The sequence below is a fragment of the Salmonirosea aquatica genome, from assembly GCF_009296315.1.
Classification (GTDB): Bacteria; Bacteroidota; Bacteroidia; order Cytophagales; family Spirosomataceae; genus Salmonirosea; species Salmonirosea aquatica.
In genome coordinates this window covers 3177004-3202129 of record NZ_WHLY01000002.1, presented here as the reverse complement: position 1 = coordinate 3202129, position 25126 = coordinate 3177004, and the positions used below count along the sequence as shown (strand labels likewise).

The following is a 25126-nucleotide window of genomic DNA, read 5'->3' as shown; positions in this document are numbered from 1 at the left end:
ACCCGTTCCGCCAAACCGGGGCGCAATTTAGGAATAACTAAGACCTCTTCAAAATCAATGGCTTGGGTAATTTCCAGGATCAGATATCCAAGAGCAGACGGATGGCCTCACCATAGGTAGTGCCGCTGTGCAGGGAAGTGGCCTTACGGTCGCGCATGACCAGGATGTATTTCCCGTTGAAGTAACGCTGGATTTCGCTGATTTGGTGTGTGTTGATGATCGCCGAACGGCTGATGCGGGTAAAATGAGCAGGCAGTTTTTCTTCCAGAGTAGTGAGGGTATGGTTGACAAGATACTGCTGACTATCAAGTGTGTTAAGGAAAACATACTTGTCCTCGGCTTCAAAATGCGACACATCGGCAAGCGGAATCAACAGGATTCGGTCGCCCGATTTAACCGACAGGGCATGTATCTCCTGCCGGGGCTGCATTTTTTCCAGCAGCCGCATCAGGTTATCCGAATACAGGTAACGTCCTCCTTCCGCCTGAGTTGTCTCGACCCGTTCGCGCACTTTTGCGATGGTTTTCTGCAATCGTTCGTTCTCGATGGGCTTCAGCAAGTAATCCACGGAGTTTTCTTCAAAGGCCCGGATGGCATATTGGTCGTAGGCCGTAGCAAAAACCACCATCGGCATCATACTCACTTTGGCCAGCATTTCGAAGCCGTTCAGGAGGGGCATTTCAATATCCAGAAAAATCAGATCAGGTTTATGTTTTTCGACCAATTCCAGGCCTTCGGCCCCATTGTGGCCTTCGGCAATGATCTCAAAGGTATCAGCGAAGTCGCCCAGCAACCGGCGGAGGCGGTTGAGAGCCAATTGCTCGTCGTCGATCAATACGGTACGCAGGGGAAGTTTCATTTTTTCTTTTCACTAGACTGTTGCCCCAACGGGATTGGACAACCGTTCTTTTTTTACCTTAATACATACGTGCTTAGCCGGCTGGTTGTGCATTTCGACCGATGCTTCCTCCTGATACAGCAGGTGGAGCTTGTCCTGAATACTGCGCAGACCGTACCCTGACGAGCCTCCTTCCCTAAAAGCGGGGCCATTGTCCTGTACGCAAAGGTACAGCCATTTGCCTTCTTCATAAATATGAATACGGATTTTGCCTTCCTCAGGTAGCTTACTGATGCCGTGTTTGATGGCATTTTCGACGATGGGTTGTAATAGAAATTTCGGCATCATCAGATTTTTGAGCGTGGGTTCATCAACCTGTACCGTAAAATTCAGCCGATCCCCAAAGCGTACCTGCTCGATCTGTAGGTAGGTGTCCACCATTTCCAGCTCGTTCTCGATAGTATCAAAGTACTCGTCGTCGGTACGGCCCGTGGTATAGCGAAAAAGTTTTGAAAGAAGTACCGTCATCTCCTCGGCCTTGTCGGGGTTTTCGTGAACAAGGCTGGCGATGCTGTTGAGGGAATTGTAGAGAAAATGCGGGTTGATTTTGGCTTGCAGGGCACTAAGTTCGGCGCGGGTTTTCAGTTTTTCCAGATTCAGAAGCTGGTATTCCTGCTCGGTAATCTTGCGGGACAGCTGACGCCCCTGGCGGGTAAGGTAGTAGAAAAGATTGGCTACCAGCGTGGGGCCTATCGTGTAGAAATACCAGGGAGCCGTGCGCATCGAAGTGCCATATTCTTCAGGATGATTGGCTATTTGCGAGAAGAAAGTCCGTCCCCAGACAGAATAAAGCATCGTGGCGAACATCAGGTACCCACACACGATGAGCAGGGAGAGGATGGCATGCCGATGCCATCCTCTACTGAACTGCCTGTCAAGCCAGGGTGTGAGCCAGTAGGTGAGCAGCACCGTCAGCAGGCCTGACAAAATGTTGTTCACCACCACATACTGGTTCACCCGCATCATGAGCGGATCGGAAGCGGTAGTGATCAAATTGGTAAAGTACACAATCCCACTGACTCCATACACAAATACCGCCCCGAAAAACATGGCCAACACCATTCCCAGCCAGCTCTGGCTTTGGATGAGCGCCACCAAATTCAGGTCGCTCCACTGGAAGGAGGTACCTTTGTTGGAAAAGCTCATGTTGATGCCGTTCAGATTGGCCCCTGTCATGTCGGTGTCTTCCAGATTGCTGTAGCTGAAATCGGCGTTGGTCAGGTCGGCGTTGCGGAAGGAAGCCCGCGAGAGATTGGATGCCCGTATCCGGGCATCGCGTAGGGTAGCTCCGTCAAAATTGGCCTCATTGAGGTTGGAAAAACTCAGGTCGGCACCCGTCAAATCCATCCCTTTGAAATCGAATCCTTTCAGCGATGAAGCCCGCATCCTGATCGGAACGGGCTTCCCGCTCCGTAGTTCTTCGATGATGTGTTGTTTCTCCATAATTGCCGTTAGCTATACGCCGACCGCGTTGAACCTTACTTACTGGCTTCACCCAACATGTAGCCTGCCTGCCCCTCTCCCCAGGACGGATGCAACGGGCTTTGCGGTTTGAAGGTAGCAAATTTTTCCATTGCTTTTTCCAGAACGGGTCGGGCCGCTTTTTTACCTCCCCCAAATTGCTCGGGCGTGTATAACAGACTGGTACCTTCCAGCACATAGATGCGTGGATTGTTGGCGTCCATTGTTTTAGCCTTGGCCAGGCTTGCCGCAAAGAGTGGGCCTTCGGTCTGCCAGCGCATTTGCGGATCAGAGGCCAGGCGTACCTGATGAATTTGGGCATCCAGTACCATCAGTTCAGAATTTTCTCCGGCAATGGCGATCGCTTCTTTCAACAGGACTTCCGCTTTGTCGGCCAATTGGTCTTTCTCTGTGACGTTGTTCCCCATAAAGGCCAGCGAACTGTACGCGTAAGCGGCGTAGTACCGGGGCAACCATTCTTTCGGTTCGGCGGAGGCGATGCGTTCGAAGCGGTTGGCCAGCGCCAGCCACTCATCCCGGACGGGTTCTTTGTTCTGGCTTTTATCGAAGTCTGTCAGCGCGGCGGTCATAGCGGCCGTGTACTTCTCACTCTGTGCAAAAAGCAGATTTGCAGAGAAAAATAGGGCGAGGGAAATTGTCAGGATCTTTTTCATTGGTTTGGTTAGAGATTAGGTGAAACATTATTTCTTGAAACACAAAAGAGCAAGGGCACTGGAATGGCAGTAAAGACAGAGTCATCGAAATAGGAAGAACACTTTGTGCCTATGGGCCTTTACCCCTTTCACCTCACACATCATTTTTACCTACTACTGCCTTCTTCGACAGCATGATTTGCATCCCGACGAAGAAGCTACGGTAGCTCTGCGGTCCGACAGCGTACCGGGTTTGACCATCGGGTGTGTAGCGATAGGTGAAGATGTTACGGGTGTTCAGGATATTATCTACGGCCAGATAAACTACCGTAAAATTTCTCTTGATCGTCATGATTTTGCTGGCCGAGAAGCTCAGGTTGTGTACGGGTGGCGTGCGATCGGAGAGGAAGCGTTCATTATTGGGGTTGTAATAGGGGCGTCCACTCGTGTACGAATAGGTAAAACTCGCGCTTGTAGTAATCTTTTCGAACCAGCGTTTGGTAATCAGGCTGGCGTTGTGGTTAGACACAAAGGTAGGTGTAGCCAGTTTTTCAAATTGCTGGAACAACCGCCTAGTATCTACATAGCTGTACGTCACCCAATAGTCGAAATTCTTGATCGACTTCTGATCGCGCCAGAATACATCGAAGCCCTGCGCGTAGCCGTGGCCGCCGTTGGTGGTTTGCCCCCAGGGAAAGCGGTAGGGATTGGCATCATAGGGTAGGTTGGTGAATTCCCGAACAAGATGAGCGTAGTTCTTGTAAAATCCCTCAATCCGAAAGGTTCGCTTGTCCTTGATGCGCTGATAATTCAGAATCAAATGGTCGGCACGTTCAAAATTTAGGTCCGTATTGAGATAGAGGTAGCGGTAATCGGGATTTTGGTAAAACTGCCCCGCCGCCAGTGACACCTGGCTGTACTCGCCCGTTTTGTAGGCAAACGACAAACGCGGTGCGAGGTTGAAGCGATTGAGCAAAGAGGAGTACTCGGTCCGCACGCCCGCGCGCCCAGCCAGCTTCCTCGATAGATAAACCTCACCTTCGGCAAAGGCTGCCGTGTAGGTATCATGTAGCGCGTAGCTTTGATCGTTGTAAGCAGTCTGCAAATTGATGCGATGAATTTCGGTACCGAAAAGCAGGGTATTGTTTTTTTCAAATACGCGAGTCAGTACGGCCCGGCCCTGAATACGTTCATCGGAACCACCGAAATTCGCGCCGTCAAAGGTCGTCTCGTCACGGTTATGACTGTACGAAAAGCCACTATTGAGCAGCCATTTCCCGTCTGCGAAGCGATCGGTGTAGGTAATCGTGGTGAAGGCGTTGCGGTTGTGCAGCCGAATGCCCGTACGGGTGTCGTCATCCAGCGGGGCCTGCGTCACCATACCCAAGTGGCTATCCGAATACATCCCGTAGGTTTTGAGCAGGCCGGTTTTGGACGTTTTAAGGCGATAGGTAATCGACGAACCCGTAAACTCCGGCGCTCGGGTCCACTCGACATTCTGTTTTACCAAAGCAAACAGCGGTTTCAGGTTACCGTAGTACCCTACCACCGACAGCGACTGCTTTTCGTTGGCTACATCGTAATTCAACCCCGCGCTAGCCATATTCAGGCTCACTCCCAAGCCGTTGTTGGAGGTTTGGTCGGTGGTATTCAACAAGAGTACCGACGACAGCGCCTGTCCGTACTGCGCCGAGTACCCGCCCGTGCTGAACGCAGTACCTTTGAACATGAATGGGTTGAAGCGTCCACGTTGCTGCACATCAGGCAAGGAACTGAAAAACGGGTTCTGCACGATCATGCCGTCAATGACCACTTTGGTTTCCTGGCCCGAGCCGCCGCGCACGAAAAGTCCCGCCTGCTCGCCCACCCGCTGTGCACCCGGCAGCAGTTGCATCACGCCCGTGATGTCGGCGGCGGCCCCAGCGGTAGTCACGATATCGAGCGGCTTAAGCATCGTCATCCGCTTTTCGTCCGAAGCCTCAAACGATCCCGCCGTAATCACCACGGTGTTGAGCTCGCTCGCCGCTTCTTCCAGCTTTATGGCGAAGGTATGGGACTTTCCCTGCAGAAATATCCGCTGCTCGGATGGCTCGTATCCGACGTAACTGACCAAGAGCGTAGCGGTATCTTTCTCGAAGGTGTTGAATTCAAATTTTCCCAGGGTGTCGGTGGTCGCTCCGTCGTAGGTACCTTTTAACAGTACGTTGGCACCGGGCAGGCTACGTCCTTGGCGATCGGTAACCTGGCCCCGCAGGAGCGTTTGGGCCGATAACGAGGTACCCTGGAGAAGAACAAGAACTAGTAAAAGATTTTTCATGGCCAATGGATGTTTTGAAATCCTGATGCTACAAAACTATCTAGTCGTCCGTCTCTATGCATTCCGTTTGTGATGAAGCACAGGAATTAGCGGATGGAATACGATGATTCGGGAGTGAAGCAAAGAAAACCAGTCTCCTTTCTGGCTGTAAGCTAGCGAACGACCAAATCCGATTACACAAAATTGATATGAGCCTGAAACGTGCAATTTTTTCTTATATAAATGGTATTTTTGTTCATGAAGGGTATATTACTGGAACCGGCTTGTTTTTCATTATTTTATTAACAATTTTTAAAAAGCGCCCACGCCTTTCTTAAAATTCTCATTTTTGCAGTTTATTCTTTTAGCACTCTAAAAACCAGTTTCTATGAAGCACTTTTCCTTTTTTCCTCCCCCACTTAAAAGCTTACTCGGCCTGGCTCTCGCGCTGCTGTGGGCAGCACAGGTCCAGGCACAAACTACCGTCACAGGCCGGGTAACCGACGCCACCACCCAGGATGCGCTCGTGGGATGTAGTGTGGTAGTAAAAGGTACCCAACGTGGTACCAACACCGATGCCAACGGCAACTACACGATTACGACCACCGACGCCAATTCAGTGTTGGTGTTTGGCTTTATTGGCTTCGAAAAGCAGGAGGTACCTGTCAATGGGCGCAGCACGATCAATGTAGAGCTAAAATCGGAAGCTTCGGACCTGAGCCAGGTGGTAGTCATTGGTTATGGTACCACCACCAAGAAAGACATGACGGGCTCGGTCAAATCGTTGCAGAGTACCGAATTCAACAAGGGAATCATCAATTCACCGGAGCAACTTTTGCAGGGAAAAGTAGCGGGGGTGAATGTTACCTCGGCCAGCGGCGAGCCCGGCGGATCACAATCCATCACGATCCGCGGACCGGGCGGCGTGCGGACAGGTAGTACGCCGCTGTTCGTACTGGATGGCCTGGCGCTGGACAATTCCGGCACGGGCGGAGCCACGAACCCCCTGACGTTCCTCAACCCCCAGGACATCGAGTCTATCGACGTACTTAAGGATGCCTCGGCTACGGCCATCTACGGTTCGCGGGGTGCCAATGGTGTAATACTGATCACCACCAAAAAAGGTAAGGCAGGTGTCTCGAGCCTGACTTTCTCGACCAGTCTGGGCATTTCGAATCTGGCGCGTCCGCTGGCGGTTTACTCCGCCGACGAGTACCGCAAGCAAGTACCCGCCGTAGGGGGTACCCTGGAAGACCTGGGCGCCAATACCGATTGGCAGAAGGAAATCACCCGCACGGCCTATACCCAAAACCACAACCTGTCGTTCGGCGGCGGAGCCGATAAGCTGTCTTATTACGCTTCACTGGGCGTACAGAATCAGCAAGGTATCCTGAAAAAAAGCGACTTGAAACGCTATACGGGCCGTATCAACGTAACCCAGAAATTTCTGCCCGATGATCGCCTGAGCGTGGACGTAAACTTAAACGCCTCCTACGTCAACAACAACCGCCCGCCCATCGGCAGTATGATCGGCGGTGCCATTTCGTCCAATCCTACCTACCCTGCCTATAAGGACGGTAAGCTCTTCCAGACGCAGAATGGAAATAACCCGCTGATTCCCTTGGGTCTGGAAAAAGACATCACGACCACCAACCGTGTAGTAGCTAACATCACGCCTTCGTTCAGGATTATCGAAGGGCTGGTCTATAAGTTGAATTTCGGGGTGGATAACTCCAACTCGGTGCGTGACTTGCAGTCACTGGCCAATGCCATACCGCAGCAGGATGGACGGCTTGAAACGATCAACGCAGTCAACCGGAACACCCTGATCGAGAACTACGTGACTTACACGCTGAATAAAGAAAATCACAGCTTCACAGGGTTGGTGGGCCACTCGTACCAGAAGTTTTTTATCCAAAGCCGTAGTTCGAGCGTCAACAAATTCCCGATTTCCAGTATCGAACCCATTTATAACCCCGGCCTGGGCCAGGAATTGACTTTCGCCCAGAATCGTCCGACGGGCTTTGCCACCGAAAATGAATTGCAGTCCTTTTTCGGGCGCGTCAATTATCAATTCAAAGACAAATACCTGCTGACGGCCACTGTGCGGGCCGACGGTTCGTCCAAGTTCGGAGCCAACAATAAGTACGGGGTTTTCCCGTCGGCATCGGTAGGCTGGCGGCTTTCGGAAGAAGAGTTCATGAAATCGTCGCCTTTCAACGACCTGAAATTACGGGCGGGTTACGGCCAGACGGGCAACCAGGAAATTCCTTCCAAAATCACGCAGGCCTTATTCACGTCGCAGGTTTCCGGTACCACCAGCTACCCGCTGAACGACACGGACCCGTATGTGCCGGGGACATCCTACACCCGACTAGCCAACCCCAATATTCAATGGGAGGTTTCCAAACAAACGGATGTGGGGCTTGATTTTGCGCTGTTCAGCAACGCGCTGTCGGGTAGCATCGACTATTTCAACAAAGTCTCGAATAATATCCTGCTCGAAGTGATCCCCGCCGATCCCGTGCAACCCGCCAACACGTTCTGGACCAACGTGCCGGACATGACGATCACGAACCGCGGCCTGGAACTAGACCTGAACTACCGCTACACAGCGGGCAACGGCCTGCGGGCCAATATCGGCGGCAACATTACTTTTATCAGCAACAACGTCGAAGGTTCGCCCTACTCGGTCATTCCTTCCGGGTCGGCGCAGGGTTCAGGTCTGACTTCGGCCACGATCAACGGCTACATCAACGGGCAGCCGATCGGTACCTTCTACCTGAAAGAATTCACGGGTTTCGATGATAAAGGCATCAGTACCTTCCGCGACACCGATGGCGACGGCATCGTCACCGACAAAGACCGTGTGACTCTAGGTACTGCGCTTCCCACCCGGCAATACAACATCAATGGAGGCGTATCGCACAAAGGCTTCGATTTGTCCTTCAATTTCAATGGCGTGACGGGCAACAAGGTGTACGACAACACGGCCAACTCTTATTTTTACAAAAATAAATTGTCTAAGGGCCAGAATGTGATCCCCGAGGCCATCGAAGCGACTGAGGAATCCATCAACAATTCAGCGCCGGTTTCGTCGAGGTACCTTAAGAGCGGGGCGTATTTCCGGCTGAACAATATGTCGCTGGGCTACTCATTTAACACCAAGTCCCTGGGCATCGACCGCTGGATTTCAGGTATCCGGCTTTCGGCTACGGGTCAGAATCTGTTCCTGATCACGAAGTACAACGGCTACGATCCCGAAGTCAACAACGACCGCCAGATCAACGGAGTCTCTTCCTACGGCGTGGACTACCTCAGCTACCCCAAGGCCAAGACGTTTGTATTCGGACTTAATGTGACGTTTTAACAAAAAAGAATCATGAATAAGAAACTATATAGCACCCTTGCTTTCGCGAGCTTTTTGGTTTTCTTCGGTTGTACCAACCTGGAAGAGAACATTCTGGACGAAACCTCGGCCAGCGGACTTTCGGACCGGCAGGCGGCTGATGGCATTCTGGTACCTGCCTACGCCCTGCTACCCAATATTTTCACGCACACCAATTATTTTGCTTTACAGGAAATTTCCACCGACGAGGCCATCCTACCTTACCGGGGCGGCACCGATTGGGGCGATAACGGCATTTACCTGGCCATGCACCAGCATACCTACACCAGCACCGATCCGAATATCCGCAACACCTGGAACCTGATTCTGCAAGGCGTTTCGCGGACGATCACGGCGCTCAACGCGCTGCCGACCCTGAATGACCCTATCACCAAAACCTACCTCGCCGAAGCTCGTGGGCTGCGGGCCTACTACTCCATGCTGACGCTGGATATGTGGGGGCTGGTGTTTGTGAAAGACGATCTAGGTACCAATTCCAAAATTTTGCGCGGAGAAGAGGCCGTCGAATTTATTAAGAACGAACTGCTGGCCGTCGAACCCGACGTGCAGGCTAACGTAGGGCCGGGTCGAATTTCCAAAGGCGCGGTCTGGGGCTTGCTGGCGCGGCTGTACCTAAATGCCGCCGTGTATCGCGATCCTTATGGTACCCCGGCGTTCAAACCGGAAGAAATGGACAAAGTGGTAGAATACTGCGACAAGATCGTTTCGTCGGGGCAGTACAGCCTGGCGAACGAGTACTTCTCCATCTTCGATATGGACAACCACACCAACAAGGAGCTAGTATTTGCCGTGGACCAGCGGGCCGACCTGAACGGCCACAACCGTATGTCGTACTTCTCGCTCTCAGGCGATCAGTTTCCGTTACCTGCCTACCCCGCGGCTAATGGTACCGACGGACCCGGCATTACGTCCGATTTTTATCAGACCTGGGCCAAGGCTTACGGCTCCCAGGACCCGTCGATAGACCCGCGTTTCTACAAACAGAACCTTTCCATCTATTCCAATCCCGCCGATTCGTGCGTAGCAGCGGACAATTTCAACATCAACCGGGGTATTCTGCGCGGCCAGCAGTACGGTCTGTTGCGTGTCAATGGAGCCTTTTTGAAATGTCCCGACGGCAAAATGAAAGTAGGCAAGCTGTTTCACGATACGCGTAACAAACCTACCCTGGCGGTGAATTTTACGGAAAAAATCGATTTTACCGTGGAAGGAAGCAACTACAATACGGGGTATCGGGTAGAGAAGTACGAGTTCAGCAAGAAGTCGACGAGCGGGCGTAACTTCGGCGAGGCCGACCTCATCATCGTGCGCCTGGCGGATGCCTACCTGATGCGGGCCGAAGCCAAACTGCGCAAAGGCGGTGGAGAAGCGGCCGCTCTGGCCGACGTGAATACCGTCCGTGCCGCCCGCACCGCACGGGGTACCCCACCCCCAGCCCTGACGACCATGAATCTGGATCTGCTGTACCGCGAGCGGGGTTTTGAGTTTTACTGGGAAATGCTCCGCCGTACCGATATGATCCGCTTCGGCAAGTACGAAGACAGCTGGACGGAAAAATCCAACAAAGACCCGAAGAAGCGTATTTTCCCGATCCCCCAAACCGCTATCGACGGCGCTTCCAACCTACCGGGGTACCTTAAGCAGAACGACAGCTATTAGCCGAATGATCGGGTAATGAAGGTACGTTGCGATTTCAGTTTTCGAATGAAAACTGAAATCGCAACGTACCTTTTTGTTTATTCCACCTGATTAGTTTGCATGGTATTTTAATGATCAAGTACTGTCTGGAAAAATAATTATAAATTTGAAGAAAAAAGCGATTAGCGATTATGGCGTTTGAGACTACAGACATTCTCGAAAGTGCGGGTTACCAATCCCTTAAAATTCCCGAAGATTTCAAAATCGATGACGACAAGGTATATATCAAGAAAGTGGGCAATGCTTTGTTTGTAATCCCTTTCCATAAGCCTTGGGAAAATCTTGAGAATAGCGTTAGCGAATTCACTCGCGACTTCATGGACGATAGAGGACAGCCTGCTGTTCAGCAGAGGGAAAACTTCGATTGATGGAATACATGCTCGATACCAACATCTGCATTTATATTATCAAGAAAAAGCCGCTTCAAGTTTTTGAAAAATTTCGACAGCTACCACTCGGGAGCGTCGGATTATCATCGATTACTTTAGCCGAATTGGTTTTTGGGGTACATAAAAGTTCTCAACCAGAAAAAAACCAGTCGGCACTTTTTCAGTTTTTGCTTCCCCTTGAAATAGTTGACTTTGGAAGCAATGCTGCGATGGCTTATGGTGAAATAAGATTCGATTTAGAGAGGAAAGGTACACCTATTGGATCATTAGATACCTTAATTGCTGCCCATGCGAAAAGCTTAGGAATAACGCTGGTAACCAATAATGAAAAAGAATTCAATCGGGTTGAAGGATTGAAAATCGAGAATTGGGTGTAAAATAAAAAGCTGACTCTGACGAAAATGCAAGTTCCTGACTGGCAAACCGCCAAAGAATACGAAGATATTACCTACCGGAAGTATAACGGGGTAGCTCGCATCGCCTTCAACCGCCCTGATGTGCGCAATGCGTTCCGGCCCGGCACTGTGTTTGAACTACTGGATGCCTTCGAAGACGCCCGCAATGATGGTACCATCGGTGTGGTGCTGCTTTCGGGCGAAGGCCCGGCCAAAGACGGCGTGTACTCGTTTTGTTCGGGCGGCGACCAGCGCTTCCGCGACAAAGCGGGCTACAAAGGCAACGATGGCCTCGACCGCCTGAATATTCTGGAAGTACAGCGGCAAATTCGCTTCATGACTAAGCCCGTCATTGCCGTGGTACCGGGCTGGGCCGTGGGCGGCGGGCACAGCCTGCACGTAGTATGCGACCTGACATTGGCCAGCAAGGAACACGCTATTTTCAAGCAAACCGATGCCAACGTGGCCAGTTACGACGCGGGCTACGGCTCAGCCTACCTGGCCCGGCAAATCGGACAGAAGCGGGCGCGCGAAATTTTCTTTCTGGGCCGTAGTTACTCGGCGCAGGAAGCCTTTGACATGGGCATGGTCAATGCGGTGGTACCGCACGACGAACTTGAGGCCACTGCCTATCAATGGGCGCAGGAGATTCTGGAGAAAAGTCCGATGGCAATCCGCATGCTGAAATTCGCCTTCAATCTGGTGGACGACGGCATGGTGGGGCAGCAGATATTTGCCGGCGAAGCTACCCGTCTCGGCTACATGACCGACGAAGCGCGCGAAGGCCGCGATGCATTCTTAGAAAAAAGAAAACCCGATTTCGACCAGTTTCCGAAGCATTCATGATCTTACCCGTGCTACGGTTTAAAATTGTGGCACGGGTAATCAGTAACCCGGTGTGTCGTCCGTTGCAAGGGTACCCTGCGTAAAATCGTTGGTATAGCGGCGTTTTGCCTCTTCGATTATCGCCACCGTAGCCGTGGCCCCGACGCGGGTCACTCCCCACTCACGGACTTTCAGTAAATCGTCCAGGGTACGTACCCCTCCGGCTGCTTTCACTTGTACACTTGGCGCACTGTGGTGACGCATCAGCTTCAGGTCATGTTCGGTGGCACCCAGGTACCCATAGCGACTGTCCTCGCCTTTGACAAACCCATAACCCGTGGAAGTTTTAACGAAGTCGGCACCCAGCTCGCTGCAAATTTCACACAGGCGGATTTTATGGGTATCCTCAGTCAAATAATCATTCTCAAAAATCACTTTCACAAGTCCACCATGGGCATGGGTAGCTTCGGTCACGGCTTTGATCTCGTCGCGTACATAGTCCCAGTCCTCTTGCAATACTTTCCCGATGTTCACTACCATGTCGATTTCAGTGGCACCGTCGCGGCAAGCCTGTAGGGTCTCGGCTACTTTAATACCCACAGCGCTATTCCCGTGTGGAAAACCAATGACGGTACCTACCCGTACCTCCGAATCGCGCAGCCATTCCACAGCCTCTGCCACGGCATAGGGCTTGATGCATACGGAAGCCACGTTGTACTGTCGGGAAATGTCACAGCCCTTCCGGAGTTCGGCGTCGGTCATCGTGGGGTGCAACAACGAATGGTCGATCATTTTGGCAAGTTCATGGACGAGGTTCATAGTTTTGGAATGGGGTTAAAGGGTAATGGTCAATGGTAAAAGGAACTTGGCGAAGCAGAAAGGACCGTTTCGCCCTTAACTGTTAACCATTGACCCTCTCTTTACTGATAATTACTGATGGTGTACTTCTCGGTATTGCAATAGATAAGGCTGTATACCTGATAATTAGGAACATTGGTATGATAGCGGCGGTAAATCTGCACGAGCGGCGTTAGGGGTTTTACATTGAAATGTTGCGCAATCCTTTCATCCGCTCCAACGGCACGGATATCCTGTTCGAAGCTGACAATATCAATATGATAACGTACACTGAGTGTCTTAAAAAGTGAACCATCCAAAAGGCCCTGTTGGCAGAAACCTTCGATACCCACATTGGGCAGGTAGCTGTATTCGAGCATGACGGGATCCTGGTCCACAAAGCGCACCCTTTCGAAAGTGACACAACCCACCGCCTCTTCCTGGCGTGCCAGTTTATAAAAAAACCGCTCCGGCCAGACCACTGCTTCGGGTAGCCGCAGCATCATGGTTGTGGCCTGGTACTCGGTTCCCACCACTTCCGAAAAGCCTTTGAACGAGAGCAAACCCAGCGACTTACGGGTGGCACTGACGACGCTGCCTTTACCTTTTATCTTCTTGATATAGCCTTCGTTGGCAAGTTCCATCAAGGCCCGGCGCACAGTCATGCGGGCAATCTTGTGGCTTGCGCTCAGATCGTTTTCCGAAGGCAACAGGTCCCCCTCTTTAAAACGCCCTACCTGAATCTGGCTTTTCAACAGAGCGTACAATTTTTGGTAGTGGGCGGTTTCCATCGTAAGGATGCATTTGTATTTAGTTACGCTAAGATATCGGCAGATCTTGTATACACAAGACCCTACGTGTAAAAATTCAACTTTTACCGCCAAATCACCTTCCGCGTATCTGTAAAAAAGACCTCTATGGGCTCTGAAACAACACTTTATATTTTAAAAAAATTTAATTGTAAAAAAGACAAGTAAAGTCCAATACCTCGCTGCTTTCGATTTATGTATCTGCATATATTACAGTAAACTATTCCTATTATTCAATTTTACCTTTAATGCAAACCATTACTTATGATGAAAACACTTACTTATTTCCGGCATGGGCTGCTAGGGCTCCTCATGCTGATCAGCCTGGTCACGTACAGCCAGGATCGAACCGTTAGCGGTACTATCACCGACGACTCAGCTACCCCCCTTCCCGGGGTAAGTGTGGTGGCAAAAGGCACGAAGCTGGGTACGACCACCAACACCCAGGGCGAGTACTCGCTCAATGTACCCAATAACGCCAATGTCTTGGTTTTTAGCTATATTGGCTATAAGACCATTGAAGTCGCCATTAACAATCAGTCCAGTATCAGTCTGAAACTGGAAGCTACCGAAGAGGCATTGGGCGAATTGGTGGTGGTGGGCTACGGTACCCAGAAAAAATCTTCCCTGACGGGAGCGGTGTCATCCGTTACACCCAAAGATTTGAAAGCCCTGCCCGTAGTGAGCGTGACGCAGGCCTTGCAGGGAAGGGTACCCGGAGTATCCGTGACCAACAACAGCAGCCCGGGTACCGAACCCGTGGTGCGGGTCCGCGGGGTAGGTTCAATCAGCCTGAATCCCAACCCGTTATATGTGATCGACGGGGTACCTGCGGGCGGTCTCAATAACATTGACCCCAAGGACATTGAATCGCTGGAAGTCCTGAAAGATGCCAGTGCAGCGGCCATTTATGGCTCGCGGGCAGCCAACGGCGTTATCCTCATTACGACCAAGAAAGGTACCCCCGGCAAACTGAATATCAATGTGGACTCGTACGTAGGTACCCAGTCGGCCTGGCGCACGCTGGACCTCCTCAACCGTGACCAGTACATCCAGTATGGCAGCGCGCTGCTGACCGCTTCGGGGCAGCCGGTTCCCGGCCGTTTTGCCGCCCTCAACACACCCGTGTACGAAGGTGCCCCTACCACGTTCGCCCAGACGGATACCGATTGGCAGGGAGCTATGTTTCGGAACGCCCCCATCACTGACAACCAGTTGTCAGTATCGGGAGGTACGGCTACCTCCCGTTTTTACACCTCGGTAGGGTACTTCGACCAGAAGGGGATTTTGCCCTACACCAATTACAACCGGTATAGCTTCCGCATCAACTCCGACCATAAGATAAAGAAATTCCTGACCATCGGGCAGACGCTGATGGCCGCTACCGATAGCCGGACGGCCGAGCAGGATGGTGGCGGGCGCAGCCTGGTGATGAACATCATGCGCATGGTACCTTACTGGCCCGAGCGTGACCCGACCAAACTCGGGGGCTTCAGCACCACCGCCCAGGGCCTCGACGCCACCGACCCCGAGAATCCATTGCGTGTCGCTGAGCAAGAACAGCAGTTCCGGGTCAATAACGCCTTCAAGCTGATCGGTACCATCTTTGCCGAGATACGCTTCACCGACTGGCTGCGGTACAAATTCACCGCCGGAACGGACTTTTCTACCACGCGTTACAATGGTTTCCTACCCATCTACAACGACGGGAATCGTTCCCGGGCCAACGCAACAGTGGAGGAAAACCGCAACCAGAATTTCTCGACGGTATTCACCAATGCCCTTACCTTCGAAAAAACCTTCGGCAAGCACTATGTCAATGTGCTGGGTGTAGCTGAGCAGCAGAACTCAAGGTACTTCGGCCTCAGTGCCTCGGGCGTAAGACCCGACAACAACATTCAGGTCATTCAGGGCGTCTCCAACCCCAATGGTTCTTCATCTCGCTCCGAAAATTCCCTGATATCCTACGTAGGCCGCCTGAATTACGAATTTGCCGGTAAGTACCTGCTGGGCGCTTCCGTCCGGCGGGACGGCTCTTCCAAGTTTGCTCCCGGCCGCAAATGGGGTACCTTCCCGGCTGTATCGGCGGGCTGGCGGATCAGCGAGGAGAATTTCATGAAGTCGGTGAATCTGGTTTCAGAATTGAAACTGCGGGGAAGCATCGGCCAAACGGGCTACAACTCCATCGGCGACTACGAATGGCAACCCCTCGTGCAGGCTAACAACACGATCTATCCGTTTGGCAACAACAAGCAACTGGGCTCCTACTTCAATAAGCTGGGTAACAGTGATCTGAGCTGGGAGGTCACGACAATGACCAACGTGGGGCTGGACGTCTCTCTGTTAAACAACAAAATCAATCTTTCATCCGAATATTACGTACGCCAAACCGACGGGCTGCTCCTGAGTGTACCTCTATCCACTTCGATCGGCTACTCGGAAAGTCCTCTGGCTAACGTGGGTAGCATGAAAAACCATGGTTTTGAACTTACCGCCGGCTACGCGCACTCGGGCCGCGATTTCAACTGGAACCTGACGGGTACGTTCGACGTAACGCGCAATAAGGTATTGAGCCTGGCGACGCCTTCGGCCACCATCTATGCGGGCCAAAATGGTGATTTCGGTGGCTTTGACATCACGCGCACCGAAGCCGGACACCCCATTCAGTCGTTCTACGGCTGGGTGGTGGACGGAATCTTCCAGAGTGAGGAAGAGGTGAAATCCGCTAATGCCCTGGCCGGACCAGGAGGGTACTACCAAAATGAGACAACCACGGCGGGAGATATTCGTTTCCGCGACCTGAACGGCGATGGCAAGATCGATCCCAACGACCGTACCTATCTGGGCAGCTACATCCCCAAATTTTCCTACGGCTTGAACTGGACCGGAAACTATAAGAATTTCGATTTTACAGTGTACTTCCAGGGTGTGCAAGGCAATAAAGTGTATAACGGCACGAAGGTGATTGGGCAGGGTATGCTGCGTCTTTTCAATGCCACGACCGACGTGCTGGATGCCTGGACACCTCAGAACACCGACACGGATGTGCCGCGTGCGGTAAGTGGCGATCCGAACCAGAACTCCCGTACCTCCGACCGCTTCCTGGAAGACGGCTCCTACCTGCGCCTCAAGAATCTGAGCATTGGGTACACCATCCCAACGGCTACCCTCACCAAGTTGACCAATAATGTGGTGAGCCGGGTGCGCATTTACGTATCGAGCAGCAATTTGTTGACCTTCACAAAGTATACGGGATATGATCCCGAGGTATCGTCGAAGTACGGCAACCTGCTCACCAACGGCATCGACTACGGCCAGTATCCCCAGGCCCGCACCCTGATGGTGGGTGTGAACCTGGGCTTTTGATCAATCACTCATTAAACAATACCTCAAAATGAAAAAAGTATTAGTATTAGCTGGCTTCATGGCGCTTGCCACTGCGATCAGTTGCAACGAAGACTCCCTGAACAAAGTCAATCCCAACGGAGTGACCTTCGATACCTACTTCAACAACGAAGCCGAACTCACGGCGGGAGTGAACTCCATCTATGCGCTGATCCAGTCCAATAGTCTGGTGTCGCGGGAGTGGTTTTTCACGAACGACCTCCGGGGCGATGAAATGGCTTCCGGCGGCGGACAGCTTGAAACGCCCCGCAACCAGTTGCTCATCGGTGTGCATGACACGGGCAATAGCCTGGTCAATGCCCAGTGGACGGGCTGGTACCGTACCATCCACCGCGCCAACGTGGTGATCGAAAAAGGTCCTTCCGTAAAGTCCATTCCCGACGCTATTCGCAATCGCCTGGTGGGTGAGGCCAAGTTCCTGCGGGCCTGGGCTTACTACGAACTGGGCAGCCTGTTTGGCGGGGTACCTATCTATACGGAATTTGTAAAGTCTGTGGATGGCGCGAAGGGGCGCGCGACCCAGAAAGAAGTGTACGATCAGGCCATTGCCGATTTGAAAGCCGCCGAACCAAGCCTACCCGCCACCTACCCGGCTACCGAATTGGGGCGGGCTACCAAAGCGGCCGCGCAGACCCTACTGGCCCGGGTGTACCTGCAAATGGGCGACTACGCCAGCGCTAAAACCGAATTACAGAAAGTAGTAGCGTCGGGCCTGTACAAAATCGTGGATAATTACCTGGACCTGACCAATGAAGAAGGCGAGTTCAACGCAGAATCCATCCTGGAAGTCGTGTACGCGCCCTCGGGTGGGGCCTACAACTGGGGCGGCGATAGCGATGGTACAGCCCTACAGGAAGAAACGGTACGGACGCAGGAGTATTCGGCCATTGGGTGGCGCAATGTGATTCCCTCTGACAAAATACTGAACTCCTACGAGATGAAGTACAAAGGCGATGCTAAGGACGATCCCCGCTATGATATGTCCTATTGGAAAACGGGAGACAAATTCAATGAAGGCAAAAACACCATGACCGAAGACATCGTACAAGGTAATTCGTCGACCGTAAACGGGGTGAAGCAAAAGGTAAGCTGGCGCAAATATTCCGTGCTGTACAAGTCGGCTGAAGGCTTCGTCCAGAGCGGTATCAACATGCGCATCATGCGCTACGCCGACGTGCTGCTCATGCTGGCCGAGTGCGAGAACGAAGCGGGCAATCAGGCGGCGGCCATTAGTTTGATGAACCAGGTACGGGCCCGCAAGTCAGTGGATATGCCTCCTTTTCCTACCAAAAACTATCCGGTGAGCAACAAAGCCGAGGTACTGGCGGCTATCATGCATGAGCGCTATGTGGAGCTGGCCGCTGAGCAGGTACGTAATTTCGATATTCTTCGCTGGCGGAAAAACGGTAAGTTCACGACTGATCCGCTTTCTTATTTCCAGAAAGGCAAACACGAACTGCTGCCCATTCCCCAGAGCGAGATCGACAACAACCCTAACCTGGATCAGAAGGACCAGAACCCTGGTTATTGATATAAAAAATAAGTATGTAAAAAACTCCCGCTGCCTTTTTTGACGGCGGGAGTTTTCCTTATTTCAAATCCGCGATTATTCCACGTTCCGTCAGGTTTCAGTTCTCCGGTTACCTATGTTAAATGTGCACGTAAAATTTCTGGTCACAGTGCTTACAGCCTGTCTGGTTGGCTGTCGGAATGAGCCTGCTACCCTGTTTAAAAAAATAGATGCGGACGATTCGGGAGTACATTTTATTAACAAAATCACCCCTAATGATTCCCTGAACGCCTTTACCCTCACTAATTTTTATAATGGCGGCGGCGTAGGAGTGGGCGACTTCAACCACGACTCCCTACCCGACCTGTTCTTTGCGGCCAATCAGGTGAGTTCGCGGTTGTACATCAATGAAGGGAACCGCAGCGGTGAATCATTCACGTTCCGGGACGTGACCGAAGCAGCGGGCGTTACTACCAACCGCTGGTGCACGGGTGTATCGGTGGTGGATATCAATCAGGATGGCTGGGACGACATCTACATCAGCGTGGCCAAAACGCCGGTTTCCGACCTTTCGCGTAATCTGCTTTTCATCAATCAAAAAACTAAAACACCTACTTTTAAAGAAGAAGCCGAAAGTTACGGCCTGGCCTTTGAGGGCTTCACCACCCAAACCGCTTTCTTCGATTACGACCTTGACGGCGATCTGGATGCTTTTTTACTCAATACCGCCCCCGACCTGCAAAACCCCAACAACCTGCGGCCCGCTATTAACAATGGTACCTACCCTTCGACCGATCGGCTCTTTGAAAATGTAGGAAAAAACGCCGCCGGGCAAATCACTTTCCATGATGTGTCACAGCGGTTGGGTATCCGGTACGAAGGCCTGGGGCTGGGCGTGGTAGTCTCAGATTTTAACGACGACGGGTACCCCGATGTATACTGCTCCAACGATTTCATCAGCAGCGACATTCTGTACCTGAATAATCAGGATGGTACCTTTAGCAATGTCATCAGTACCGCCACTGCGCACACCAGCCTGTACGGTATGGGTGTGGACGCCGCCGACCTCACCAACGACGGCAAGACCGATATCTTGCAAATGGACATGCTTCCCGAGGACAATTTCCGGCAGAAACAGATGCTGGCCGGGCAGGACTACGATCGCAAGGAAATGAGCATTTCGCCCCGCTACCAGTACCAGATGCAGTACATGCGCAACAATTTACAGCTCAATGTGGGCAATGATCCCGCCACGGGCGTACCGGAGTTCAGCGAAATGGGGCTGCTCGCGGGTATAGCCCGCACCGATTGGAGCTGGGCCACGCTCTTGGTCGACCTCGACAACGACGGCCGCAAGGATGTGTTCATCACCAATGGCTATCGCAAAAACATCACCGACCGCGACTTCATCACCTACGCCGAAGAATATAGCTTCTTCGGCTCGGACGAAGCCCGGATGAAGAAACGGGATGAAATGCTGAACAAGGTACCCGAAATAAAGCTCAGGAATTACGCGTATCGCAATGTGGCCGACTATGCATTCAAAAACGTATCTGCAGCCTGGGGCCTCGATGAATCGTCCTACGCCAATGGTGCGGCCTGGGCGGATCTGGACCGGGACGGAGATCTGGACCTAATCGTGAACAACATCGATTCGGAGGCCTCGATTTTTCAGAACCGGAGCAACGAAAACCCGGATCAACATTACCTGACTTTCAAACCCCTGGGCCCTGCCACTAACCCCAGCGGCCTGGGCGTGAAGGTGACGATTTGGGTAAAAGGGCAACCGCAGAAAGTAGAAAACTATGTGGTCCGTGGCTATGCCTCGTCGGTCGAACCCGTGCTCCATTTTGGTTTAGGCCAAGGTACCCTGGTCGATTCGGTACTGATTCAATGGCCGGGTGGCTCCGCCGAGAAGCTGTATAGGCTGCGGTCCGATCAAACCGTTCTTATAAACTATCAGAAGGCCCGGCCTTACTCCCAAGCTGACACGCAGGAAAGACCCATTTTTACGCACGTTGCTCCGCCGGGCATCGACTACCAGCACCAGGAGTCCGACTTCGTGGATTTCAAACAAACCGCCACGCTGCACAAAATGCTTTCCCGCAGTGGCTTTCCCATCGTGGTGGGCGATGTGAATGGCGACGGCCTGGACGATTTTTTCGTCGGCGGTTCGTACCGGGGTAGTGCCTCCCGCCTTTACGTGCAGAAGCCGGGCGGAGATTTCCGGGGGGTACCCTTTCCTGATTCCACCGACCATGAAACGACTGGCGCCACATTTCTGGACGCCGATGGTGATGGCGATCAGGATTTGTTTGTGGTATATGGCGGTAACGAGCGCCCCCTGACCTCCGAAGGGGCCTACCAGCCCACGCTTTTTTTGAATGACGGAAAAGGAAAATTCACCAAGGTACCTCCCGCTAGTATTCCTAAAATGGCAGTCAGCGCGTCGTCGGTCGTGGCTTTCGACTACGACCAGGATGGAGATCAGGACCTGTTCGTGGCCGGCCGTCAGGTACCGGGCCGTTACCCGCTGCCTGCCCGCAGCTATCTGCTACGCAATGACTCGAAGGGTACCTTCACGGACGTATCTGCTCAGGCAGGTCGGGCGGTTTTTGAGCCCGGCCTGGTATGTGATGTACTGACCGCCAATCTGAATGGTGACGCTTACCCCGACTTGGTCATGGTGGGTGAGTGGATGCCCATCCGTATGTTTGTCAACGATAAGGGGCGAGGCTTCCTGCCCTACGCCACCGCCCAACTCGCACAGACCGAAGGCTGGTGGAATTGCCTGGCGGCGGCCGACCTGGACGGCGACGGCGATACGGATTTCATAGTGGGCAACGAAGGACTCAATACATTTTACAGTGCCTCACCCACCCGACCGATCAGTCTGGTTGGTAAAGATTTCAACGGCGACGGTACCTTCGATCCTGTTATGGGGTACTATCTGGGTGAAAAGCTGTACCCGGCCCCTCCCCGCGACGCCCTGAATCAGCAGATCATTCAATTCCGCAAGAAATACCAGAGCTACGGCCTCTACGCTAAGGCAACATACCAGGACCTCTTTTCGGATGACGAGTTAAAAGGTGCCTTCCGAGCGGAAGCTTTTACGCTGCAGAGTACCCTATTGGTCAATGAAGGAAACGGGAAATTCATTGTAAAAGCCTTGCCCCGACTCGCCCAACAAGCGCCCGTTTTCGGAATCGTACCTTTTGATTTTAACCACGACGGACATATGGATGTGGTGCTGAGTGGAAATTTCTTTCCCAACGAGGTACACATGGGACGGCAGGATGCCTCGCGTGGCCTGCTGCTCCTTGGGGATGGCCGGGGGAATTTTAAAGCAGCCTCAGCCGCCCAGAGCGGTCTGAATTTGACGGGCGACGCCCGTACCTCCCGCCTGCTTCATACGCCGAAGGGGCTACTGCTGCTCACGGCCATTAATTCGCAGGGCGTCAAGGTCAACCGCCTGGTCAGTGACGAGGATGTGCCGGTAGGGGTACCCTAGCTGTCAGTCGGCAGATCAAGAGTCACCTCCAGTCCTGCGCCCGGCTTCGAGAACCATTCTATTTTTCCACCCAGCACCGAAACCCTGGATTCGATGTTCTGAATCCCCAGCCCTTTGGCGGCCTTGGTGTAAGAAAAGCCCTGGCCATTGTCGGAATAAAAGAACGACAGCATCTGGCCCGATGGAACCACTGAGATAGTAATTTCCGTAGCGTTGGCGTGCTTGAGCGTATTATTGAGCAATTCCTGCGTAATTCGATACAGACCTGTTTCCAGCGCTTTGGAAAGTTGGTCCGAAAGCTTCCGGCATTCAAATGTCACGTGTACCTGGTCCGTGGCGTTAATCCGGTCCACGAGTTCTTCGACGGCCGCCGCATAGCCATACTGCTCCAGGGTTCGGGGACTGAGTTCTCGCAGCAGGCGGCGGATATCCACCAGCGAAATGTGGATAATGTCGAGCACTTCCTTCTTTAACCGGTCGGCTTCGGCGCTCTCCTTCAGGTAGCGCGTCAGGGACGACACGTACAGTTTCAGGGTAGCTAGTCGTGAGCCCACCTCGTCGTGCAGATCCTGGGCGATGTTTTTGCGTTCCTGTTCCTGCGCATCCAGCGCAATTTTCAGGCGCAGTTTCTGTCGCCGGTTAATACTTCTCAAACGCCCCTGCGCCATCGCGAAGGTACCTGCCACAATAACGATCAGGTACAAAGCCGAAAACCACCAGGTACGCCAGAAAGGCGGAGTTATAGTCAGGTTGAGCACCCGCTCCGTATCGTTCCACACGCCGTCCCGATTAGCCGATTTCACCTTGAACACATACCGACCCGGCGCCAGGTTGGCATACCGTACGTAAGTGCGGTCACCGGCCTGTACCCAGTCATGATCCTGACCCTGAAGGAGGTACTTGTAGGAATTCTTGCCATTGCTGTAAAAATCAATGGAGGCGAATTCCAGCGAAAACGTATTCTGGCTTTGCGGCAGCGTCACGTAGTCCATTTCGTCCACATTGCGGCTCGACTGGTACGGCTCTTCGTTGACTTTGAAGTTAAAAAAATGGATCCGGGGCTGGTAGGAGAGCGTTCGGAACTGGCGCGGATAAAAATAGTTCAGGCCTTTTACACCGCCGAAAAAACACTCACCCGATGATGCCTGAAAAAATGCGTTTCCATTGAATTCATAGCCCTGCAGCCCATCCGTAAGGTCAAAATTACGGATGTGGCCCGTTTTGGTATCCAAGCTGGAAATGCCGTGGTTGGTACTCATGAACACATTGCCATCCGGAGCAACGGTGACCCCGTACATGTACGAATTGGCCAGTCCGTCCCGCTCGTCGTACAGGCGGTAGGTACGCGCAGTACGGTCGAAAGCCAGAAGTCCTTTTTCTGTGGCAATCCAAAGCCGACCGCGCGTGGTATCTTCGCGGATGGCGTTGATATTATAATCCTTGAACCCTTCAAATGTCTTTTGCCAGCGCTTCCCATGCAATCGGTAGCCATACAGGCGGTCGAAGTACGAGCCCAGCCACAGGGTACCCTGTCTGTCCAGGAAAGTGGCATAAATATTCTGATCGGTATGGTAAGGTACCCGGCTAAACGTGCGCCGGTCGGGATCGAACACCCACATACCCAGCGACGTACCTACCAGCAGAGTGTGATCGGGGAGTTCAAGGATGTTGCGGGTATAGAGGCGCGTGTCGGGGTCATGGTTGTAGAGGAAAGTCTGGAATTTTTTGGTGGCAGCATCGAACCGCATAATACCGCCAAAGGTACCCACCCACATCTGCTGCTTACTGTCGCGGAAGATGTATTTCAGAATATTGTCCTCGTTGGTAAAATACCGTTCTTCCACGAGTTCTTTCTGCCGGTCAAATACGTCCAATCCTCCCTCGGTACCCAGCCAGAGTCGCCCCTGGGCATCCTCGGCCATGCAGCGGATAGAAAGGTCGCTCAGATTGCGGGCGGGATGGATTGGGTTGGACTGGCCAAAGTATCCGAACATCGAAGCATTGGGAACGATCTTCACCAGCCCGTCGGGATCGGAATTGGCCCATATGATTCCCGAATTATCGACGTATACGCGGTAGAACTCGTAGTTCTCGAAGCTTTCGGGAGAATTGTCGTGGTAGTGTACCTCCCGGAACGTGTGCCGCTTTTTGTCAAAAATCCACAACCCGTTGCGTTGGGTACCGATCCAGATCTGCCCGAGGTAATCTTCCGCCAAACTGAACACCACACCTAATGTGCGGCTGCCGGACGTCCAATCAAAAAGCTGGTGTTGCTTCTGCCGGTAGTCGAACCGGATCAGCCCCCGATCGCTGCCCAGCCAGGCAATCCCCTCCTTATCCACCGCTAATGAATATACATTGCAGGGTTCACCGTATTCGTTCTGAGGTGTGTTGGTAAAGTACTGGTGGTAGGTTTGCTCTTTTATCGAGAAGCGGACAATCCCTTTCGGGTACAGCATCCAGATATCCCCGGCCGGGGTACAAGTCGTCCAGTCCACAAAATCGAAGTTGCGGTTGATGTAGGCGTACTTGCCCACCCGCCGCAATTTCCGGGTTTTAAAATTATACACCAGCAAGCCCTCCCCCTCCGATGAGAACCAGATTTCGCGGTCGGTAGCATAAAAAGGCGATGCCCGGCGTTTGCGTGAAGAAGTACGGATCAGGGAGAAACGATCGGTGGCCCGGTCGTAGCGATTCAATCCCTGTTCGGTACCCACCCAGATATTCCCCTCCTTATCTTCCACAATACCGGCCACGTTGACGCCCCGGAGCGAATGGGGATTGCGGACATCGGGCTTGTATACCCGGAAGCGGTGGCCGTCGTAGCGGTTTACCCCATCCTGCGTGCCTAGCCACAGAAAGCCCCGCGAATCGGTGAGCATGTGGTAGGGTGAGCTTTGAGACAGTCCGTCCTTTACCGTCAGATGCTGGATCTGCATGGGTTGGCCCAACAGCCTTATCCCCAACAAACAGCATCCAACCAGCCCAATACGCCGCACATAGCCACAAAGGAGGGTTGTCATTGGACAG

Annotated in this window: 15 protein-coding genes; 8 read left to right on the top strand and 7 right to left on the bottom strand. The window is 52.6% G+C overall.

All coding sequences use genetic code 11. The features are described 5' to 3' along the window. Positions 1 to 79: 79 nt before the first annotated feature. From GBK04_RS14550 to GBK04_RS14535, 4 genes are all read right to left on the bottom strand, one after another. Positions 80 to 859: a LytR/AlgR family response regulator transcription factor gene (locus GBK04_RS14550; RefSeq protein ID WP_152760857.1), complete on the bottom strand. Its 780-nt coding sequence runs from the start codon at positions 857 to 859 to the stop codon at positions 80 to 82. Positions 860 to 871: 12 nt separating this feature from the next. Further along, on the bottom strand, positions 872 to 2341 hold the full coding sequence (locus GBK04_RS14545; RefSeq protein WP_152760855.1) for a histidine kinase: 1470 nt from the start codon (positions 2339 to 2341) through the stop codon (positions 872 to 874). Between the two features lie 35 nt (positions 2342 to 2376). After that, positions 2377 to 3033 (bottom strand): hypothetical protein, encoded by a 657-nt coding sequence (locus tag GBK04_RS14540; protein WP_152760853.1) that lies wholly within the window; start codon positions 3031 to 3033, stop codon positions 2377 to 2379. Positions 3034 to 3166: 133 nt separating this feature from the next. After that, positions 3167 to 5329 (bottom strand): TonB-dependent receptor, encoded by a 2163-nt coding sequence (locus GBK04_RS14535; protein ID WP_152760851.1) that lies wholly within the window; start codon positions 5327 to 5329, stop codon positions 3167 to 3169. Positions 5330 to 5696: 367 nt separating this feature from the next. Between GBK04_RS14535 and GBK04_RS14530 the strand changes: the two genes are divergently transcribed. From GBK04_RS14530 to GBK04_RS14510, 5 genes are all read left to right on the top strand, one after another. Beyond that, positions 5697 to 8678, top strand: coding sequence for a SusC/RagA family TonB-linked outer membrane protein (locus tag GBK04_RS14530; protein WP_152760849.1), 2982 nt, complete (start codon positions 5697 to 5699; stop codon positions 8676 to 8678). A gap of 12 nt (positions 8679 to 8690) precedes the next feature. Beyond that, complete coding sequence (locus tag GBK04_RS14525; protein ID WP_152760847.1) at positions 8691 to 10376, top strand: RagB/SusD family nutrient uptake outer membrane protein; 1686 nt, start codon at positions 8691 to 8693, stop codon at positions 10374 to 10376. 170 nt (positions 10377 to 10546) lie between these two features. After that, the gene (locus GBK04_RS14520; RefSeq protein WP_152760845.1) at positions 10547 to 10783 is read left to right on the top strand and encodes an antitoxin; all 237 of its coding nucleotides are present in this window, start codon (positions 10547 to 10549) and stop codon (positions 10781 to 10783) included. Further along, entirely contained in the window at positions 10783 to 11181 is a 399-nt protein-coding gene (gene vapC / locus GBK04_RS14515; protein ID WP_152760843.1) for a type II toxin-antitoxin system tRNA(fMet)-specific endonuclease VapC, read from the top strand. Before GBK04_RS14520 ends, vapC begins: the two co-directional genes overlap by 1 nt. A 24-nt stretch (positions 11182 to 11205) precedes the next feature. After that, on the top strand, positions 11206 to 12045 hold the full coding sequence (locus tag GBK04_RS14510) for a 1,4-dihydroxy-2-naphthoyl-CoA synthase (protein WP_152760841.1): 840 nt from the start codon (positions 11206 to 11208) through the stop codon (positions 12043 to 12045). A gap of 39 nt (positions 12046 to 12084) precedes the next feature. Here the strand turns inward: GBK04_RS14510 and deoC are convergent, their stop codons facing one another. Together deoC and GBK04_RS14500 are read right to left on the bottom strand one after the other, a co-directional pair. Next, positions 12085 to 12843, bottom strand: coding sequence for a deoxyribose-phosphate aldolase (gene deoC / locus GBK04_RS14505; RefSeq protein WP_152760839.1), 759 nt, complete (start codon positions 12841 to 12843; stop codon positions 12085 to 12087). A 101-nt stretch (positions 12844 to 12944) separates the two neighbouring features. After that, complete coding sequence (locus tag GBK04_RS14500; protein ID WP_152760837.1) at positions 12945 to 13652, bottom strand: GntR family transcriptional regulator; 708 nt, start codon at positions 13650 to 13652, stop codon at positions 12945 to 12947. Between the two features lie 282 nt (positions 13653 to 13934). Between GBK04_RS14500 and GBK04_RS14495 the strand changes: the two genes are divergently transcribed. The 3 genes from GBK04_RS14495 to GBK04_RS14485 all read left to right on the top strand — a co-directional run bounded on the left by GBK04_RS14495 (position 13935) and on the right by GBK04_RS14485 (position 22096). Beyond that, complete coding sequence (locus GBK04_RS14495; protein WP_152760835.1) at positions 13935 to 17036, top strand: SusC/RagA family TonB-linked outer membrane protein; 3102 nt, start codon at positions 13935 to 13937, stop codon at positions 17034 to 17036. A 28-nt stretch (positions 17037 to 17064) separates the two neighbouring features. Then, complete coding sequence (locus tag GBK04_RS14490) at positions 17065 to 18606, top strand: RagB/SusD family nutrient uptake outer membrane protein (protein ID WP_152760833.1); 1542 nt, start codon at positions 17065 to 17067, stop codon at positions 18604 to 18606. Between the two features lie 115 nt (positions 18607 to 18721). Continuing rightward, positions 18722 to 22096: a VCBS repeat-containing protein gene (locus GBK04_RS14485; RefSeq protein WP_152760831.1), complete on the top strand. Its 3375-nt coding sequence runs from the start codon at positions 18722 to 18724 to the stop codon at positions 22094 to 22096. On the opposite strand, the gene GBK04_RS14480 is transcribed toward GBK04_RS14485, so the two are convergent. After that, entirely contained in the window at positions 22093 to 25119 is a 3027-nt protein-coding gene (locus tag GBK04_RS14480; protein ID WP_152760829.1) for a ligand-binding sensor domain-containing protein, read from the bottom strand. The two genes, GBK04_RS14485 and GBK04_RS14480, sit on opposite strands and share 4 nt — an antisense overlap. Positions 25120 to 25126 lie beyond the last annotated feature (7 nt).

Coding starts and splice junctions, on each gene's coding strand:
- GBK04_RS14550 (WP_152760857.1), bottom strand. CDS start 859: ATGAAACTTCCCCTGCGTACCGTATTGATCGACGACGAGCAATTGGCT.
- GBK04_RS14545 (WP_152760855.1), bottom strand. CDS start 2,341: ATGGAGAAACAACACATCATCGAAGAACTACGGAGCGGGAAGCCCGTT.
- GBK04_RS14540 (WP_152760853.1), bottom strand. CDS start 3,033: ATGAAAAAGATCCTGACAATTTCCCTCGCCCTATTTTTCTCTGCAAAT.
- GBK04_RS14535 (WP_152760851.1), bottom strand. CDS start 5,329: ATGAAAAATCTTTTACTAGTTCTTGTTCTTCTCCAGGGTACCTCGTTA.
- GBK04_RS14530 (WP_152760849.1), top strand. CDS start 5,697: ATGAAGCACTTTTCCTTTTTTCCTCCCCCACTTAAAAGCTTACTCGGC.
- GBK04_RS14525 (WP_152760847.1), top strand. CDS start 8,691: ATGAATAAGAAACTATATAGCACCCTTGCTTTCGCGAGCTTTTTGGTT.
- GBK04_RS14520 (WP_152760845.1), top strand. CDS start 10,547: ATGGCGTTTGAGACTACAGACATTCTCGAAAGTGCGGGTTACCAATCC.
- vapC (WP_152760843.1), top strand. CDS start 10,783: ATGGAATACATGCTCGATACCAACATCTGCATTTATATTATCAAGAAA.
- GBK04_RS14510 (WP_152760841.1), top strand. CDS start 11,206: ATGCAAGTTCCTGACTGGCAAACCGCCAAAGAATACGAAGATATTACC.
- deoC (WP_152760839.1), bottom strand. CDS start 12,843: ATGAACCTCGTCCATGAACTTGCCAAAATGATCGACCATTCGTTGTTG.
- GBK04_RS14500 (WP_152760837.1), bottom strand. CDS start 13,652: ATGGAAACCGCCCACTACCAAAAATTGTACGCTCTGTTGAAAAGCCAG.
- GBK04_RS14495 (WP_152760835.1), top strand. CDS start 13,935: ATGATGAAAACACTTACTTATTTCCGGCATGGGCTGCTAGGGCTCCTC.
- GBK04_RS14490 (WP_152760833.1), top strand. CDS start 17,065: ATGAAAAAAGTATTAGTATTAGCTGGCTTCATGGCGCTTGCCACTGCG.
- GBK04_RS14485 (WP_152760831.1), top strand. CDS start 18,722: ATGTTAAATGTGCACGTAAAATTTCTGGTCACAGTGCTTACAGCCTGT.
- GBK04_RS14480 (WP_152760829.1), bottom strand. CDS start 25,119: ATGACAACCCTCCTTTGTGGCTATGTGCGGCGTATTGGGCTGGTTGGA.